Origin of the sequence: Serratia sp. ME47 (assembly GCF_903970925.1) — a bacterium.
Taxonomy (GTDB): domain Bacteria; phylum Pseudomonadota; class Gammaproteobacteria; order Enterobacterales; family Enterobacteriaceae; genus Serratia; species Serratia ureilytica.
The window spans coordinates 60917-74407 of sequence record NZ_CAJCKE010000009.1; the positions used below are offsets into that span (position 1 = coordinate 60917).

Here is a 13491-nt window from a genome sequence, read left to right on the forward strand (position 1 = left end):
CGCTATGGTTAGGTTTGAAAATAAAGACCCCCTGATGTTGGCGCGCCAGCTGCCGATTAAATCCGTAGCGCTGATCCTGGCCGGCGGCCGCGGTTCACGTCTGAAAGATTTGACCTCCACCCGCGCCAAGCCCGCCGTCCACTTTGGCGGCAAATTCCGCATCATCGACTTCGCCTTGTCGAACTGCCTGAACTCCGGCATCCGCCGCATCGGCGTGATCACCCAATACCAGTCGCACACGCTGGTGCAGCACATTCAGCGCGGCTGGTCGTTCCTCAACGAGGAGATGAATGAGTTCGTCGATCTGCTGCCGGCCCAGCAGCGCCTCAGCACCGAGCATTGGTACAAGGGCACCGCCGACGCGGTGTACCAGAACCTGGATATCATCCGCCGCTACGAGGCCGAATACGTGGTGATCCTGGCGGGCGATCACATCTACAAGATGGATTATTCGCGCATGCTGATCGACCACGTCGAGAAGGGCGCTCAGTGCACCGTGGCTTGCCTGCCGGTGCCGCGCAGCGAAGCCGGCGAATTCGGCGTGATGAAGGTGGATGAAAGCGACCGCATCATCGAGTTTCTGGAAAAGCCCGCCGATCCGCCGGCGATGCCGGGCAACCCGGATATGTCGCTGGCCAGCATGGGCATCTATATTTTTAATGCCGCCTACCTGTTCCAACTGCTGGAAGAGGATATGTCGACCCCCGGCTCCAGCCACGATTTCGGCAAGGATCTGATCCCGAAAATCACCGCGCAGCAGGCGGCGTGGGCGCATCCGTTTACCTTGTCCTGCGTGACGTCCAACCCCGACTTGCCGCCTTACTGGCGCGACGTGGGCACGCTGGACGCTTACTGGCGCGCCAATCTCGATCTGGCGTCGGTGACGCCGGAGCTGGACATGTACGACCGCGCCTGGCCGATTCGCACCCACATGGAACCGCTGCCGCCGGCCAAGTTCGTGCAGGATCGCTCCGGTAGCCATGGCATGACCATGAATTCGCTGGTGTCCGGCGGTTGCATCGTCTCGGGCTCGGTGGTGGTGCATTCGGTGCTGTTCCCGCGCGTGCGAGTGAACTCGTTTTGCACCATCGACTCTACCGTATTGTTGCCGGACGTGAACGTCGGCCGTTCCTGCCGCCTGCGGCGCTGCATCATCGACCGCGCCTGCCATATTCCGGAGGGCATGGTGATCGGGGAAAACGCCGATGAGGACAGCAAGCGTTTCTATCGCTCGGAAGGCGGCATCGTGCTGGTGACGCGCGAAATGTTGTCAAAATTGTGAGTTAACGTGGGGGGCAGAACGATAGCCTGCCGCCCGATGAACGGTTCGATGGCTTGCGCAACGCGGCACACATAACAGCGGCAAGCCTGCTTTATTTCTTATCCAGAGGCCTTCGGCCGACTTTCAGGAGTGATAATGCAGGTCTTACACGTATGTTCTGAAATGTTCCCCCTGCTGAAAACGGGCGGACTCGCAGACGTGGTTGGCGCGCTGCCGGCGGCGCAAATCGCCGAAGGCGCCGATGTTCGGGTGCTATTGCCCGCTTTCCCTGACGTACGCAACGGCATACCCGACACCGTGCTGGTGGCGGAGATAGACTCGTTCGCCGGCCGTGTCGGCCTGCGTTACGGCACCTACCATGGCGTGGGCATTTACCTGATCGATGCGCCCTGGCTGTATGACCGGCCGGGCAGCCCATACCACGATCAGTCCATGTACGCCTACCCCGACAACCACCGGCGCTTTGCGCTGCTGGGCTGGATGGCCTGCGAGCTGGCCAAGGGGCTGGATCGCTACTGGCGTCCGCAGCTGGTGCACGCCCACGACTGGCATGCCGGCCTGAGCTGCGCCTATCTGGCCGCCAACGGCCACCCGGCGCGTTCGGTGTTCACCGTGCACAACCTGGCCTATCAGGGCTTGTTCTCCGCCCATCATGTGACCGAGCTGTGGCTGCCGGCGTCGTTTTACGATGTCTATGGCCTGGAGTTCTATGGCCAGATGTCGTTCCTCAAGGCCGGGCTGTTTTATGCCGACCACGTGACCGCCGTCAGCCCGACCTATGCGCGCGAGATCACCCGGCCGGAGTTTGGCTACGGCATGGAGGGGCTGCTGCAGGAGCGGCAGCGGCAAGGCAGGTTGAGCGGCATCCTCAACGGCGTGGACGACAAGATTTGGGATCCGGCCCACGACCCGCGGCTGAGCGCCCGCTACGACGCCGACGATCTGAAAAGCAAGGTCAAAAACAAGCTGCATCTGCAAAAGGCCATGGGGCTGAAGGTGGACGAATCGCTGCCGGTGTTCGCGGTGGTGAGCCGATTGACCAGCCAGAAAGGCCTCGATCTGGTGCTGCAGGCGCTGCCCGAATTGCTGGCGCAGGGCGGGCAGTTGGCGCTGCTGGGCGCCGGCGACGCGGTGCTGCAGCAGGCGTTTCTGGCCGCCGCCGCCGACTACCCTGAGCAGGTCGGCGTGCAGATCGGTTATCACGAATCCTTCTCCCACCGCATCATCGGCGGCGCCGACGTCATTCTGGTGCCGAGCCGCTTCGAGCCCTGCGGCCTGACGCAGCTCTACGGCCTGAAATACGGCACGCTGCCGCTGGTGCGCCGCACCGGCGGACTGGCGGACACGGTCGTGGACTGCGCGCTGGAGAACCTGGCCGACGGCACCGCCAGCGGATTCGTGTTCGACGATTGCGACGCTGTCGCGCTGGGCAACGCCATCCGCCGCGCCATGGTGCTGTGGAGCCGGCCGAAACACTGGCGCCACGTTCAGCGCCACGCCATGAGCGTGGACTTCGGCTGGCCGGTGGCGGCGAAAGAGTATTTATCGCTTTATCAACGCTTGTAGCCCGCGATTCGCGTCGCGGGTTGACGCGCGGCGGGCAACCGTAAGGGTAGATTGTCGGGGCGCAGCGTACCGCGCCCATGTTCAGCGGGGCCAGCTATTCCGCGGCGGATGGCTGGGCTCCCCATTAGGGATTAAAAGCCATGACTTCACCGTTTAGTTACACCTCACCTACGGTCAGTGTGGAAGCGCTGAAACATTCCATTGCCTATAAGCTGATGTTTATCGTCGGCAAGGATCCGGCGATCGCCAACCGCCACGACTGGCTCAACGCCGTCCTGTTCGCGGTGCGCGATCGCATGGTGGAGCGCTGGCTGCGCTCCAACCGCGCCCAGCTGTCTCAAGACGTGCGGCAGGTGTATTACCTGTCGATGGAGTTTCTGATCGGCCGCACGTTGTCGAACGCGCTGCTGTCGATGGGCATTTATCAGGACATCGACAACGCGTTGAACGAGATGGGGCTGAACCTGGCGGAGTTGCTGGAGGAAGAGAACGACCCCGGGCTCGGCAACGGCGGTCTGGGCCGGCTGGCGGCCTGCTTCCTCGACTCGCTGGCGACGCTGGCGCTGCCGGGGCGCGGCTACGGCATTCGCTATGAGTACGGCATGTTCAAGCAGAACATCGTCAACGGCCAACAGATGGAATCGCCGGATTACTGGCTGGAGTACGGCAATCCGTGGGAGTTTCCGCGCCATAACACCCGCTACAAGGTGCGCTTCGGTGGCCGCGTGCAGCAGGAGGGGGCCAAGGCCCGCTGGCTGGAGACCGAAGAGATCGTGGCCATCGCCTACGATCAGGTGATCCCCGGTTTCGACACCGACGCCACCAACACGCTGCGGTTGTGGGGCGCGCAGGCCAGTAACGAGATCAACCTCGGCAAGTTCAATCAGGGCGATTACTTCGCGGCGGTGGAAGATAAAAACCATTCGGAGAACGTGTCGCGCGTGCTCTATCCGGACGATTCGACCTCCTCCGGGCGTGAATTGCGCTTGCGACAAGAGTATTTCCTGGTGTCGGCCACGGTGCAGGATATTCTCAATCGCCATTGGCTGATGCACAAAACCTTCGACAACCTGGCGGACAAGATCGCCATTCACCTCAACGACACTCACCCGGTGTTGTCGATTCCGGAGTTGATGCACCGGCTGATCGACGAGCACAAGTTCAAGTGGCTCGACGCCTGGGAAGTGGTGGAGCAGGTATTCTCCTACACTAACCACACGCTGATGAGTGAGGCGCTGGAGACCTGGCCGGTGGACATGCTTGGCCGCATCTTGCCGCGCCATCTGCAGCTGATTTTCGAGATCAACGATCACTTCCTCAAAATGGTGCAGGAGGTGGCGCCGGGCGACAACGATCTGCTGGCGCGGGTCTCGATCATCGACGAAACCAACGGCCGTCGGGTGCGCATGGCGTGGCTGGCGGTGGTGGCCAGCCACAAGGTCAACGGCGTTTCCGCCCTGCATTCCGAACTGATGGTGCAGTCGCTGTTCGCCGACTTCGCCCGGCTGTTCCCGACTCGTTTCTGCAACAAAACCAACGGGGTGACGCCGCGTCGTTGGCTGGCGCTGGCCAACCCGCCGTTGGCGGCGGTGCTGGACGACTGCATCGGCCAAACCTGGCGCACCGATCTCAGCCAGCTGAGCGAGATCAAGGCCAACATCGATTACCCGAGCTTCCTGCAGGCGGTGCAGCGCGCCAAGCGGCAGAACAAGGAGCGGCTGGCGCTGTACATCGCCAAAACGCTCAACGTGGTGGTTAACCCGGATGCGCTGTTCGACGTGCAGATCAAACGCATCCACGAGTACAAACGGCAGTTGCTCAACGTGTTGCACGTCATCACGCTGTATAACCGTTTACTGGCCGACCCTGATATCGAGCGCGTGCCGCGGGTGGTGATCTTCGCCGGCAAGGCGGCCTCGGCCTACTATGCCGCCAAGCAGATCATCCGCCTGATCAACGACGTGGCCAAAGTGATCAACAACGATCCGCGCGTGCATACCCAGTTGAAGGTGGTGTTCATTCCGAACTACGGCGTCAGCCTGGCGCAGATCATCATCCCGGCGGCGGATCTGTCGGAACAGATCTCGCTGGCGGGCACCGAAGCCTCGGGCACCAGTAATATGAAGTTCGCGCTGAACGGCGCGCTGACCATCGGCACGCTGGACGGCGCCAACGTCGAGATGCGCGAGCACGTGGGGGAGGAGAACATCTTTATTTTCGGCAATACCGCCGAGCAGGTCGAGGAACTGCGCCGCAACGGTTACAACCCGCGCCAGTACTACGAGCAAGACCCAGAACTGCATCAGGCGCTGACGCAGATCGCCACCGGCATGTTCAGCCCTGAGGAGCCGAAGCGCTATGGCAATTTGTTCGACTCGCTGGTGAACCTCGGGGACCACTATCAGCTGTTGGCGGATTACCGCAGCTATGTGGACACGCAGGACAAGGTGGACGAGGTGTATCTCAATCAGGACGAGTGGACGCGGCGCGCGGTGCTGAATATCGCCAATATGGGTTACTTCTCATCCGATCGCACCATTCAGGAATATGCGGATGAAATTTGGCACATTAAGCCGGTGAAGCTGTAAAGCGGACAGAAAAAAAGCAAAGGGCCGGATAACCGGCCCTTTTTCGTTACGCTGCGGCTCAGGAAGCCAGCGACAGCGCTTTCGTTTTCGCGTGTTCCGCCAGCCAGGCTTTCACGCGCGCCTGCTGCGCTTCGTCCAGCCACATGCCCAGCTTGGTGCGGCGCCAGATAGCGTCGTCCAGCTCCACGACCCACTCTTTCTCGGTCAGGTAGCGCAGTTCGGCTTCATACAGACCGTGGCCGAAATCTTCGCCCAGATCGGCGAGGCCGTTGGCGCCGGCCAGGATCAGCTCGCTCTGGCTGCCGTAGGTGCGGGCATAGCGGCGCGCCAGGGCTTCCGGCAGCCAGCCGTGCGCACGGCGCAGTTTGGCCGCGTAACCGTCGCGGTCGCCGTCGATGTCACCGCCCGGCAGCGTGGCGTTTTTGGTCCACGCCGGGCCGCAGCCTGGGTAGTAGTGGGCCAGTTTTTCCATCGCATGTTCGGCCAGCTTGCGATAGGTGGTCAGCTTGCCACCGAAGACCGACAGCAGCGGCGCTTTGCCTTGCTCGTCGTGCACGTCCAGCGTGTAATCGCGGGTGATCGCCTGCGGTGAATCGGATTCGTCGTCGCACAGCGGACGCACGCCGGAGTAAGTCCAGACGATGTCGTCGCGGCCCAGCTGCTTCTTGAAGTGATCGTTGTACACTTTCAGCAGATAAGCGATTTCGTTCTCGTCGATCTTCACGTCTTTCGGATCGCCTTTGTACTCCACGTCGGTGGTGCCGATGATGGAGAACTCGTCATTCCACGGGATCACGAACACGATGCGGTGGTCTTCGTTCTGCAGAATGTAAGACTGCGGCTGATCGTGCACGCGCGGCACCACGATGTGGCTGCCTTTGATCAGACGGATGCCGTAAGGCGATTTCAGCTTCAGGCCGTCGTCGAAGAAGTTTTTCACCCATGGGCCGGTGGCGTTCACCAAGCCTTTGGCGCGCCAGGTGAAGGTTTTGCCGCTGTCGATATCGACCGCTTCCACCATCCACAGGCCGTTTTCGCGCCATGCGCGGGTCACTTTGGTGCGGGTGCGCACTTCGCCGCCGCGTTTTTCCACTTCCTGCGCGTTCAGCACCACCAGGCGAGCATCGTCGACCCAGCAGTCGGAATATTCGAAACCGCGCTTCAGCTCAGGCTTCAGCACCGATTCTGGTCCAAAGCGCAACCCCTTGCTGCCCGGCAGGCTGGTGCGTTTGCCCAGGTGATCGTACAGGAACAGGCCGATACGGATCATCCAGGCCGGACGCAGATGCGGCTGGTGCGGCAGGCGGAAACGCATCGGGAACGCGATGTGCGGCGCCAGTTTCAGCAGCACTTCACGTTCGGCCAGCGCTTCGCTCACCAGCCGGAATTCGTAGTGTTCCAGGTAGCGCAGGCCACCGTGGATCAGTTTGGAACTGGCGGAAGACGTAGCACAGGCCAAGTCTTGCGCTTCCAGTAGCAGTACCGACAGCCCGCGCCCGGCAGCATCCGCCGCGATGCCGGCACCGTTGATGCCGCCACCGATAACGATCAAGTCTTTGGTTTCCACGTCATCTTCCTCCAGATGTTCGAAATAGCTCTTTCATGTTCGTTTTCGCTCATGATTGTAATCAAAAACCAACAAGCAAGCCAAGACTTAACCAAACAAAAACATTTAGGCGTGATAGAGGTAACAGTTTGGTGATGATAGTCACACAAGTAGCATGGATATGGCGCGGGCGCGCAAACGGCTGTCGGTGAGGGGGTTAAAGGGATGAAACGGGGCGGCGGCGCGCCCCGCAGGTTAAGGCCGAATCAGCACAGCTCCAGCTGCACGTCGTACTGTTCGATGATTTTCATCACGCTCGGCGGCGGCAGCTGGTCGGTAAACAGGTAGTCGATCAGGTTCATGTTGCCCAGGTTGACCATGGCGTTGCGGCCGAATTTGGAGTGGTCGGTCACCAGCATCACGCAGCGGGAATTTTCGATAATCGCGCGTTTGGTGCGCACTTCGTGATAGTCGAATTCGAGCAGCGAGCCGTCCATATCGATGCCGCTGATGCCGAGAATGCCGTAATCGAGACGGAATTGGGAGATGAAGTCCAGGGTGGCTTCGCCCATGATGCCGCCGTCGCGGGTGCGCACTTCGCCGCCGGCCAGGATCAGGCGGAAGTCTTCTTTGGCGGTCAGCAGGGTGGCGACGTTAAGGTTGTTGGTGACCACGCGCAGGTTCTTGTGGTTCATCAGCGCATGGGCCACCGCCTCCGGCGTGGTGCCGATATCGATGAACAGCGTGGCGCCGTCCGGGATCTGGCTGGCGACGCGCTGCGCGATGCGGGCTTTCTCTTCCGACCACATCACCTTGCGATCGTTATAGGCAGCGTTGACCGAGCTGGAAGGCAGCGCCGCGCCGCCGTGGTGACGCTGGATCTTGTTCTGGTCGGCCAGGTCATTCAAATCGCGGCGAATCGTTTGCGGGCTGACGTCAAAATGCTCGACCAGCTCTTCCGTGCTGACGTAACCCTGCAGGCGCACCAGCTCGATAATTGCGTCATGACGCTGTGTTTGCTTCACGATAATCCCCTAAAACGCCCGCTATGCCCGCTGGGCATAGCTCCCGGCTGTTATTGTTCGTTGTGTGCGCGATGACGCGTATCCCAAAATGCCATCAATAACCCTAACACTAAACCGGCTACGTGTGCCGCGTTGGCGATCGACATTCCTAAAATATCGAAATATCCGGCCACCAGCCACAGCACCGAGAACACCATCAGGCCGCGCGGCAGCATCAGGCCGCGCTCCGGCGCCCGTTCGCCCGACAGCCAGACATAGCCCATCAGCGCATAGACCACGCCTGACAGCCCGCCGAACAGCGCGCCGCTGAACAGCGATTGCGCCCAGCCGCTGAAGAACGCCGACACCACCGCCAGCACGAACAGCTTGCCGGCGCCGAGGCGTTTTTCCATCTGGCCGCCGAGATACCACCACCACATCAGGTTAAACAGGATATGCAGCAGGGAGAAATGCAGGAACGCATGGCTGATCCAGCGCCACAGCTGGGTGTATTGGCTGCTGTCCTGCGGCCAGGAGAGCCAGTACATCACGGTATCGTCGCCGAGCGCCTGCATCAGAATATAGACTGCGATGCACAGCACCATCACGCCGAGCGTCAGCGGCCCGGCTTTGCTGCGCAGGGTGTGCAGGTAGGACTCGCTCTGATAGTGCAGGCCGGCGTCGGTATGGCCGGTCTGCCAGCTGGCGGCCTGATAACGGCGGTTGAGCGGATCGACCAGAAACTGCTGCAGCTCGTGTTGCACCTGCTCGAGATGACCTTCGTCGGCCAGCCAGATTTCCGCCGCCTCGCCGCTGTTGCGCAGCTCAAGCCGGATGCCCTGGGTCGCCATATAGTCGACAAAGGCCAGCGCCAGGCGCGGGTTGGATACGGCGATTACTCTAACCATTGCTCTTCCGTCGTAAGTGAATGATTTTGGCCGCCGCTTGCGCGCCGGCGACCCTGACGGCCGATTATAACGTCGAAATCCTGAGCGCTGGCAAACGGATCTGCGAAAAACCCGCGAAAACGCGCATAAAAACGAAGGGGAAGCCCGCCGACGCACGGCGGGCGGCGGGGATCAGGCAGAGGTTTCCACGTCTTGCGGATACTGACGGGCCCAGGCCTCGAAGCCGCCGTCGATGCTGTAAACCGCGTCGAACCCCTGGTGCAGCAGGTACTGCGCCGCGCTGCGGCTGCTGTTGCCGTGGTAGCACATCACCATCACCGGCCGCTCGAAGTCGTTTTGCTGCATAAAGGCCGACAGGGTGGCGTTGGTGAGGTGAAAGGCGCCCGGCGTATGCCCGGCTTCAAAACTTTGCGGATCGCGGATGTCGACCAGGGCGGCGCTGCCCTCTTTCCAGCGGGTGTAAGCCTGTTCAACGTTGATCGCTTCGAACTGTTCCATACTGCTGACTGCCTCATTATTGGGGGACGCCGCTATTGTAACCAACTCTGCGGCGTTTAAGACCAGAGCAAGCTTGTGGTTTTCTCACACCAGCAGCACTTCTACCCCTTGTTGACGCAGTTGCTCAACGATCGCCGAATCGGCGGCGCGGCCGGTGATCACCATGGCGATTTGCTCGGTGCGGCTGAACAGCATGCCGGCGCGTTGGCCGACTTTGCTGCTGTCGACCAGCACCACCAGTTTACCGACGTAGTTGAGCATCTTCTGTTCCGCCATCGCGGTCAGCATATCGGTTTTATACAGGCCGTCAGCGGTGAGGCCGATACCGCTGGTGAACATCCAGTGCCCGGCGTACAGGGTGGCGTCGCCGTCCTGGGGCGCCAGAGTAATCGACTGGGTTTTGTTGTACTGGCCTCCCATGATCACCACGCTGTCGTGTTCCTGCTCGATCAGGTAATTGGCCAGCGGCAGATAATTGGTGATCACCTGAACCGGCTTGCCGCAAATTTCACGGCCCAACAGAAATGCGGTGGAGCCGCAATTGATCACCACGCTTTCACCCGGCTGACAGAGCTGTGCCGCGGCCGCCGCAATACGCATTTTTTCGTCCAGGTGCTGAGTTTGGTGGATATTGAGCGGCGTCCAGGCCGGGCGCGGAGTTTGTGTGGCTTCGGCGCCGTTGCGCACTTTGCGCAATTTGCCGATTTCATTCAGTTTGTTGATGTCCCGGCGCGCGGTGGCCGGAGAGATGTCAAACGCCGCGATGACGTCCGCCACGGAGATTTGCCCCTTGCGCTGCAAGAGATCGAGAATGGCGTTGTGGCGTTGGGACTCTGTCATGCGGGCTCCGTCGGAGAGAGAAAACGTCGTTGCCTATGATTATATGCGCGCCGTTTGACGATTTGAATCATTCCCGTTCAAAAGCGCGCATCCGTATGCAACACCGGTTGATTACAAGAAAGACTTGAAGGGCAGATCGGGTTCGAGGGTGAAGCAATCATCGAAACCGCGCGGGTAGTGGTACTCCAGATTGTCTTTATCCTGCGGCCAGATGAACTTGCCGCCAACCTGCCAGATAAACGGTTTAAAACCGTATTTGAGCCGGTCTTTCTTCATTTCCCACAGCACGCGAATTTCCTGCGGATCCGCCTGGAAATTCGACCATATGTCATGGTGGAAGGGGATAACGACCTTGGCGTTCAGCGATTCCGCCATGCGCAAGATGTCGGCGCTGGTCATCTTGTCGGTAATGCCGCGCGGGTTCTCGCCGTAGGAACCGAGGGCGACATCGATCTGATGATCGTTGCCGTGCTTGGCGTAATAGTTGGAGTAGTGGGAATCGCCGCTGTGATAAAGGTTGCCGCCCGGCGTTTTGAACAGGTAGTTGACCGCCCGCAGGTCCATGCCGTCCGGCAGAACGCCCGCCGCTTTTTGTTCCACCGGCAGTGTGATGAGCGCCGTGCGATCGAAGGCGTCCAGCGCATGAATTTCAATGTCTTTGATTTTTATCACGTCGCCAGGTTTGACGGTGATGCAGCGCTCAGGCGGCACACCCCAGCCAATCCAGATATCCACGCAGCTTTGCGGCCCGATAAACGGAACGGTGGCGGCGCAATTTTGCAACACCGCCGCGGCGACGTTCACATCGATGTGATCGTTGTGGTCGTGCGTGGCCAAGACGGCGTCGAGCTGGGTAATCGCGAAGGGATCCAGTACGAATGGGGTAGTGCGCAGGTTAGGCTGCAGCTTGCGCACTCCCGCCATTCGCTGCATTTGGTGGCCGGTTTTCATCAGCGGGTTGCCGTGGCTCTGCTTACCGGTACCGCACCAAAAGTCGACGCACAGATTGGCGCTTTCTTCGGATTTGAGCCAGATACCGGTACAGCCCAGCCACCACATGGCGAAGGTGCCGGGCGCAACTTTCTCCTGCTCTATCTCTTCGTTCAGCCAGGTGCCCCATTCGGGAAAGGTGTTCAATATCCAGGATTCGCGGGTGATGTCGTTGACTTTACTCATGGGTCGTTCCTCGTTGGCGGTGATAATGCAATCACAAATAATCATTTAAAGATTTTATGTGATTTGTTTTGATCGAATCTAGCACCGTTTTTTTCAACTGACAACGATCGAAATACACGTTAACACCGCCGGATTTACGTGCTGCGCCGTCCTTTTATCTCCTTTTTGTTTGATTAACTGCTATTAAATTCAATGAGTAATAAAATGTAAGCCGTCTAATTCATTGAATGTTAGTGGAATTGATTTTTAACTTGCGAGGTTGTTCACAAATAATCATTTATGATCTTTTTGTGATTTCTTGTGATTGGTATGGTGAAGGCGTTACCTGCATGCCAACCTTTTCGGGAGAGCCGTATGGAAACTCTTTACACCATCTTCACCGTCTTTTTTAACCAGGTGATGACCAATGCGCCGCTGCTGTTGGGGCTGGTTACGCTGCTGGGTTACACGTTGCTGCGCAAAAGCGCGGCGGTCATTATCAAAGGCACGATCAAAACCATTATCGGTTTCATGTTGCTGCAAGCCGGTTCCGGCATCCTGACCGGCACGTTCAAACCGGTGGTGGCGAAGCTGTCCGAGGTGTACGGCATCAACGGGGCGATTTCAGATACCTATGCCTCGATGATGGCCACCATCGATCGGATGGGGGAGGCCTATAGCTGGGTCGGCTACGCGGTCTTGCTGGCGCTGGCGCTGAACATACTCTACGTGTTGTTGAGGCGCATTACCGGCATCCGCACCATCATGCTTACCGGCCATATCATGTTTCAGCAGGTGGGGTTGATCGCGGTATTTTTCTACATTCTGGGCTACGGCATGTGGACAACGGTATTGTGCAGCGCGCTGTTGGCTTCACTGTATTGGGGCATCACGTCCAACATGATGTTCAAACCGACGCAGGCGGTGACGGAAAACAGCGGTTTCTCCATTGGGCACCAACAGCAGTTCGCTTCGTGGCTGGCGTATAAGGCAGCGCCGTATCTCGGTAAAAAAGAGGACAGCGTGGAAGATCTGAAGCTGCCTGGGTGGCTGAACATTTTCCATGACAACATCGTTTCCACCGCCATCGTGATGACGCTGTTCTTCGGCATCATTCTTTGCTCGTTCGGCTTGGATACCTTGCAGGCGATGGCCGGTAAAACCCACTGGAGCATTTATATCCTGCAAACCGGGCTGATGTTCGCGGTGGCGATTTTCATCATCGTGCAGGGCGTGCGCATGTTCGTCGCCGAATTGACCGAGGCCTTCAATGGGATTTCCCAACGCCTAATCCCCGGTGCGGTACTGGCCATCGACTGCGCCGCCATCTATAGCTTCGCGCCCAACGCCGTGGTGTGGGGCTTTATGTGGGGCACCATCGGCCAATTGATCGCCGTCGGCATCCTCCTGGCGTGCGGCGCTTCCATCATGATCATCCCCGGTTTCATTCCCATGTTCTTCTCTAACGCCACCATCGGCGTGTTCGCTAACCACTTTGGCGGCTGGCGCGCGGCGATGAAGATCTGCCTGGTGATGGGGATGATAGAGATCTTGGGCTGCGTGTGGGCCATCAAGCTGACCGGGCTGAGCGCCTGGATGGGAATGGCGGACTGGTCGATTCTGGCGCCGCCGCTGATGCAAGGGCTGAGCTTCGGCCTGTGGTTTATGGGCGTGGTGATCGCCATCGCGCTGCTGTACATGTTCTTCGCCGGGCGCACCCTGCGCGCGGAGGAAGATGCTGAAAAACAATCGGTTGAACCAGCGTCACGTTAATAGGAGTGCAGATTATGACGGTACGAATCCTGGCGGTGTGCGGTTGCGGACAAGGCAGTTCCATGATCATGAAAATGAAAGTCGACCAATTTTTAACGCAGCAAGGCGTGGATCATTCGGTCAACAGCTGTGCGGTGGGGGAATACAAATCCGAGTTGAGCGGGGCTGACATCATCATCGCTTCCACCCATGTCGCGGATGAGATCGTCGTCAGCGGCAACAAATACGTGGTCGGGGTGCGCAATATGCTCTCGGCGGCCGACTTCGGTCCGAAGCTGATGGAAGTCATCGGCGCGCATTTTCCGCAAGATTTGAAGCAGTGAGGAGCGAG

Annotated in this window: 11 protein-coding genes; 5 read left to right on the forward strand and 6 right to left on the reverse strand. The window is 59.3% G+C overall.

Annotated features, from left to right (window positions below; all coding sequences use genetic code 11):
- The first annotated feature begins 4 nt into the window (after positions 1–4).
- The 3 genes from glgC to glgP all read left to right on the forward strand — a co-directional run bounded on the left by glgC (position 5) and on the right by glgP (position 5436).
- Complete coding sequence (gene glgC / locus H7A77_RS11460; protein WP_004930810.1) at positions 5–1282, forward strand: glucose-1-phosphate adenylyltransferase; 1278 nt, start codon at positions 5–7, stop codon at positions 1280–1282.
- Positions 1283–1417: 135 nt separating this feature from the next.
- The gene (glgA, locus tag H7A77_RS11465) at positions 1418–2848 is read left to right on the forward strand and encodes a glycogen synthase GlgA (RefSeq protein WP_033645308.1); all 1431 of its coding nucleotides are present in this window, start codon (positions 1418–1420) and stop codon (positions 2846–2848) included.
- A 140-nt stretch (positions 2849–2988) separates the two neighbouring features.
- Positions 2989–5436 carry a glycogen phosphorylase gene (gene glgP, locus H7A77_RS11470; protein WP_033645307.1) on the forward strand — a complete coding sequence of 816 codons (2448 nt, stop codon included), beginning with the start codon at positions 2989–2991 and terminating at the stop codon, positions 5434–5436.
- Positions 5437–5494: 58 nt separating this feature from the next.
- On the opposite strand, the gene glpD is transcribed toward glgP, so the two are convergent.
- From glpD to ulaG, 6 genes are all read right to left on the reverse strand, one after another.
- Complete coding sequence (gene glpD, locus H7A77_RS11475; RefSeq protein WP_004930801.1) at positions 5495–7003, reverse strand: glycerol-3-phosphate dehydrogenase; 1509 nt, start codon at positions 7001–7003, stop codon at positions 5495–5497.
- A 245-nt stretch (positions 7004–7248) separates the two neighbouring features.
- Entirely contained in the window at positions 7249–8007 is a 759-nt protein-coding gene (locus H7A77_RS11480) for a DeoR/GlpR family transcriptional regulator (protein WP_004930797.1), read from the reverse strand.
- Between the two features lie 50 nt (positions 8008–8057).
- The gene (glpG, locus tag H7A77_RS11485) at positions 8058–8894 is read right to left on the reverse strand and encodes a rhomboid family intramembrane serine protease GlpG (protein WP_033651754.1); all 837 of its coding nucleotides are present in this window, start codon (positions 8892–8894) and stop codon (positions 8058–8060) included.
- A 171-nt stretch (positions 8895–9065) separates the two neighbouring features.
- Positions 9066–9392 (reverse strand): thiosulfate sulfurtransferase GlpE, encoded by a 327-nt coding sequence (gene glpE / locus H7A77_RS11490; RefSeq protein WP_004930790.1) that lies wholly within the window; start codon positions 9390–9392, stop codon positions 9066–9068.
- Between the two features lie 84 nt (positions 9393–9476).
- The gene (gene ulaR / locus H7A77_RS11495; RefSeq protein WP_033651753.1) at positions 9477–10232 is read right to left on the reverse strand and encodes an HTH-type transcriptional regulator UlaR; all 756 of its coding nucleotides are present in this window, start codon (positions 10230–10232) and stop codon (positions 9477–9479) included.
- Between the two features lie 111 nt (positions 10233–10343).
- Positions 10344–11408 carry an L-ascorbate 6-phosphate lactonase gene (ulaG, locus tag H7A77_RS11500; RefSeq protein ID WP_033645303.1) on the reverse strand — a complete coding sequence of 355 codons (1065 nt, stop codon included), beginning with the start codon at positions 11406–11408 and terminating at the stop codon, positions 10344–10346.
- Between the two features lie 354 nt (positions 11409–11762).
- Here ulaG and ulaA point away from each other — a divergent pair, with 354 nt between their 5' ends.
- Positions 11763–13160, forward strand: a complete 1398-nt coding sequence (ulaA, locus tag H7A77_RS11505; protein ID WP_033645302.1) for a PTS ascorbate transporter subunit IIC — start codon at positions 11763–11765, stop codon at positions 13158–13160.
- Between the two features lie 14 nt (positions 13161–13174).
- The gene (gene ulaB / locus H7A77_RS11510; RefSeq protein ID WP_033645301.1) at positions 13175–13483 is read left to right on the forward strand and encodes a PTS ascorbate transporter subunit IIB; all 309 of its coding nucleotides are present in this window, start codon (positions 13175–13177) and stop codon (positions 13481–13483) included.
- Positions 13484–13491: the final 8 nt, after the last annotated feature.

What these genes read in the sequence shown, in the direction of transcription:
- glgC (WP_004930810.1), top strand. Translation starts at nt 5, where the DNA reads ATGGTTAGGTTTGAAAATAAAGACCCCCTGATGTTGGCGCGCCAGCTG.
- glgA (WP_033645308.1), top strand. Translation starts at nt 1,418, where the DNA reads ATGCAGGTCTTACACGTATGTTCTGAAATGTTCCCCCTGCTGAAAACG.
- glgP (WP_033645307.1), top strand. Translation starts at nt 2,989, where the DNA reads ATGACTTCACCGTTTAGTTACACCTCACCTACGGTCAGTGTGGAAGCG.
- glpG (WP_033651754.1), bottom strand. Translation starts at nt 8,894, where the DNA reads ATGGTTAGAGTAATCGCCGTATCCAACCCGCGCCTGGCGCTGGCCTTT.
- glpE (WP_004930790.1), bottom strand. Translation starts at nt 9,392, where the DNA reads ATGGAACAGTTCGAAGCGATCAACGTTGAACAGGCTTACACCCGCTGG.
- ulaR (WP_033651753.1), bottom strand. Translation starts at nt 10,232, where the DNA reads ATGACAGAGTCCCAACGCCACAACGCCATTCTCGATCTCTTGCAGCGC.
- ulaG (WP_033645303.1), bottom strand. Translation starts at nt 11,408, where the DNA reads ATGAGTAAAGTCAACGACATCACCCGCGAATCCTGGATATTGAACACC.
- ulaA (WP_033645302.1), top strand. Translation starts at nt 11,763, where the DNA reads ATGGAAACTCTTTACACCATCTTCACCGTCTTTTTTAACCAGGTGATG.
- ulaB (WP_033645301.1), top strand. Translation starts at nt 13,175, where the DNA reads ATGACGGTACGAATCCTGGCGGTGTGCGGTTGCGGACAAGGCAGTTCC.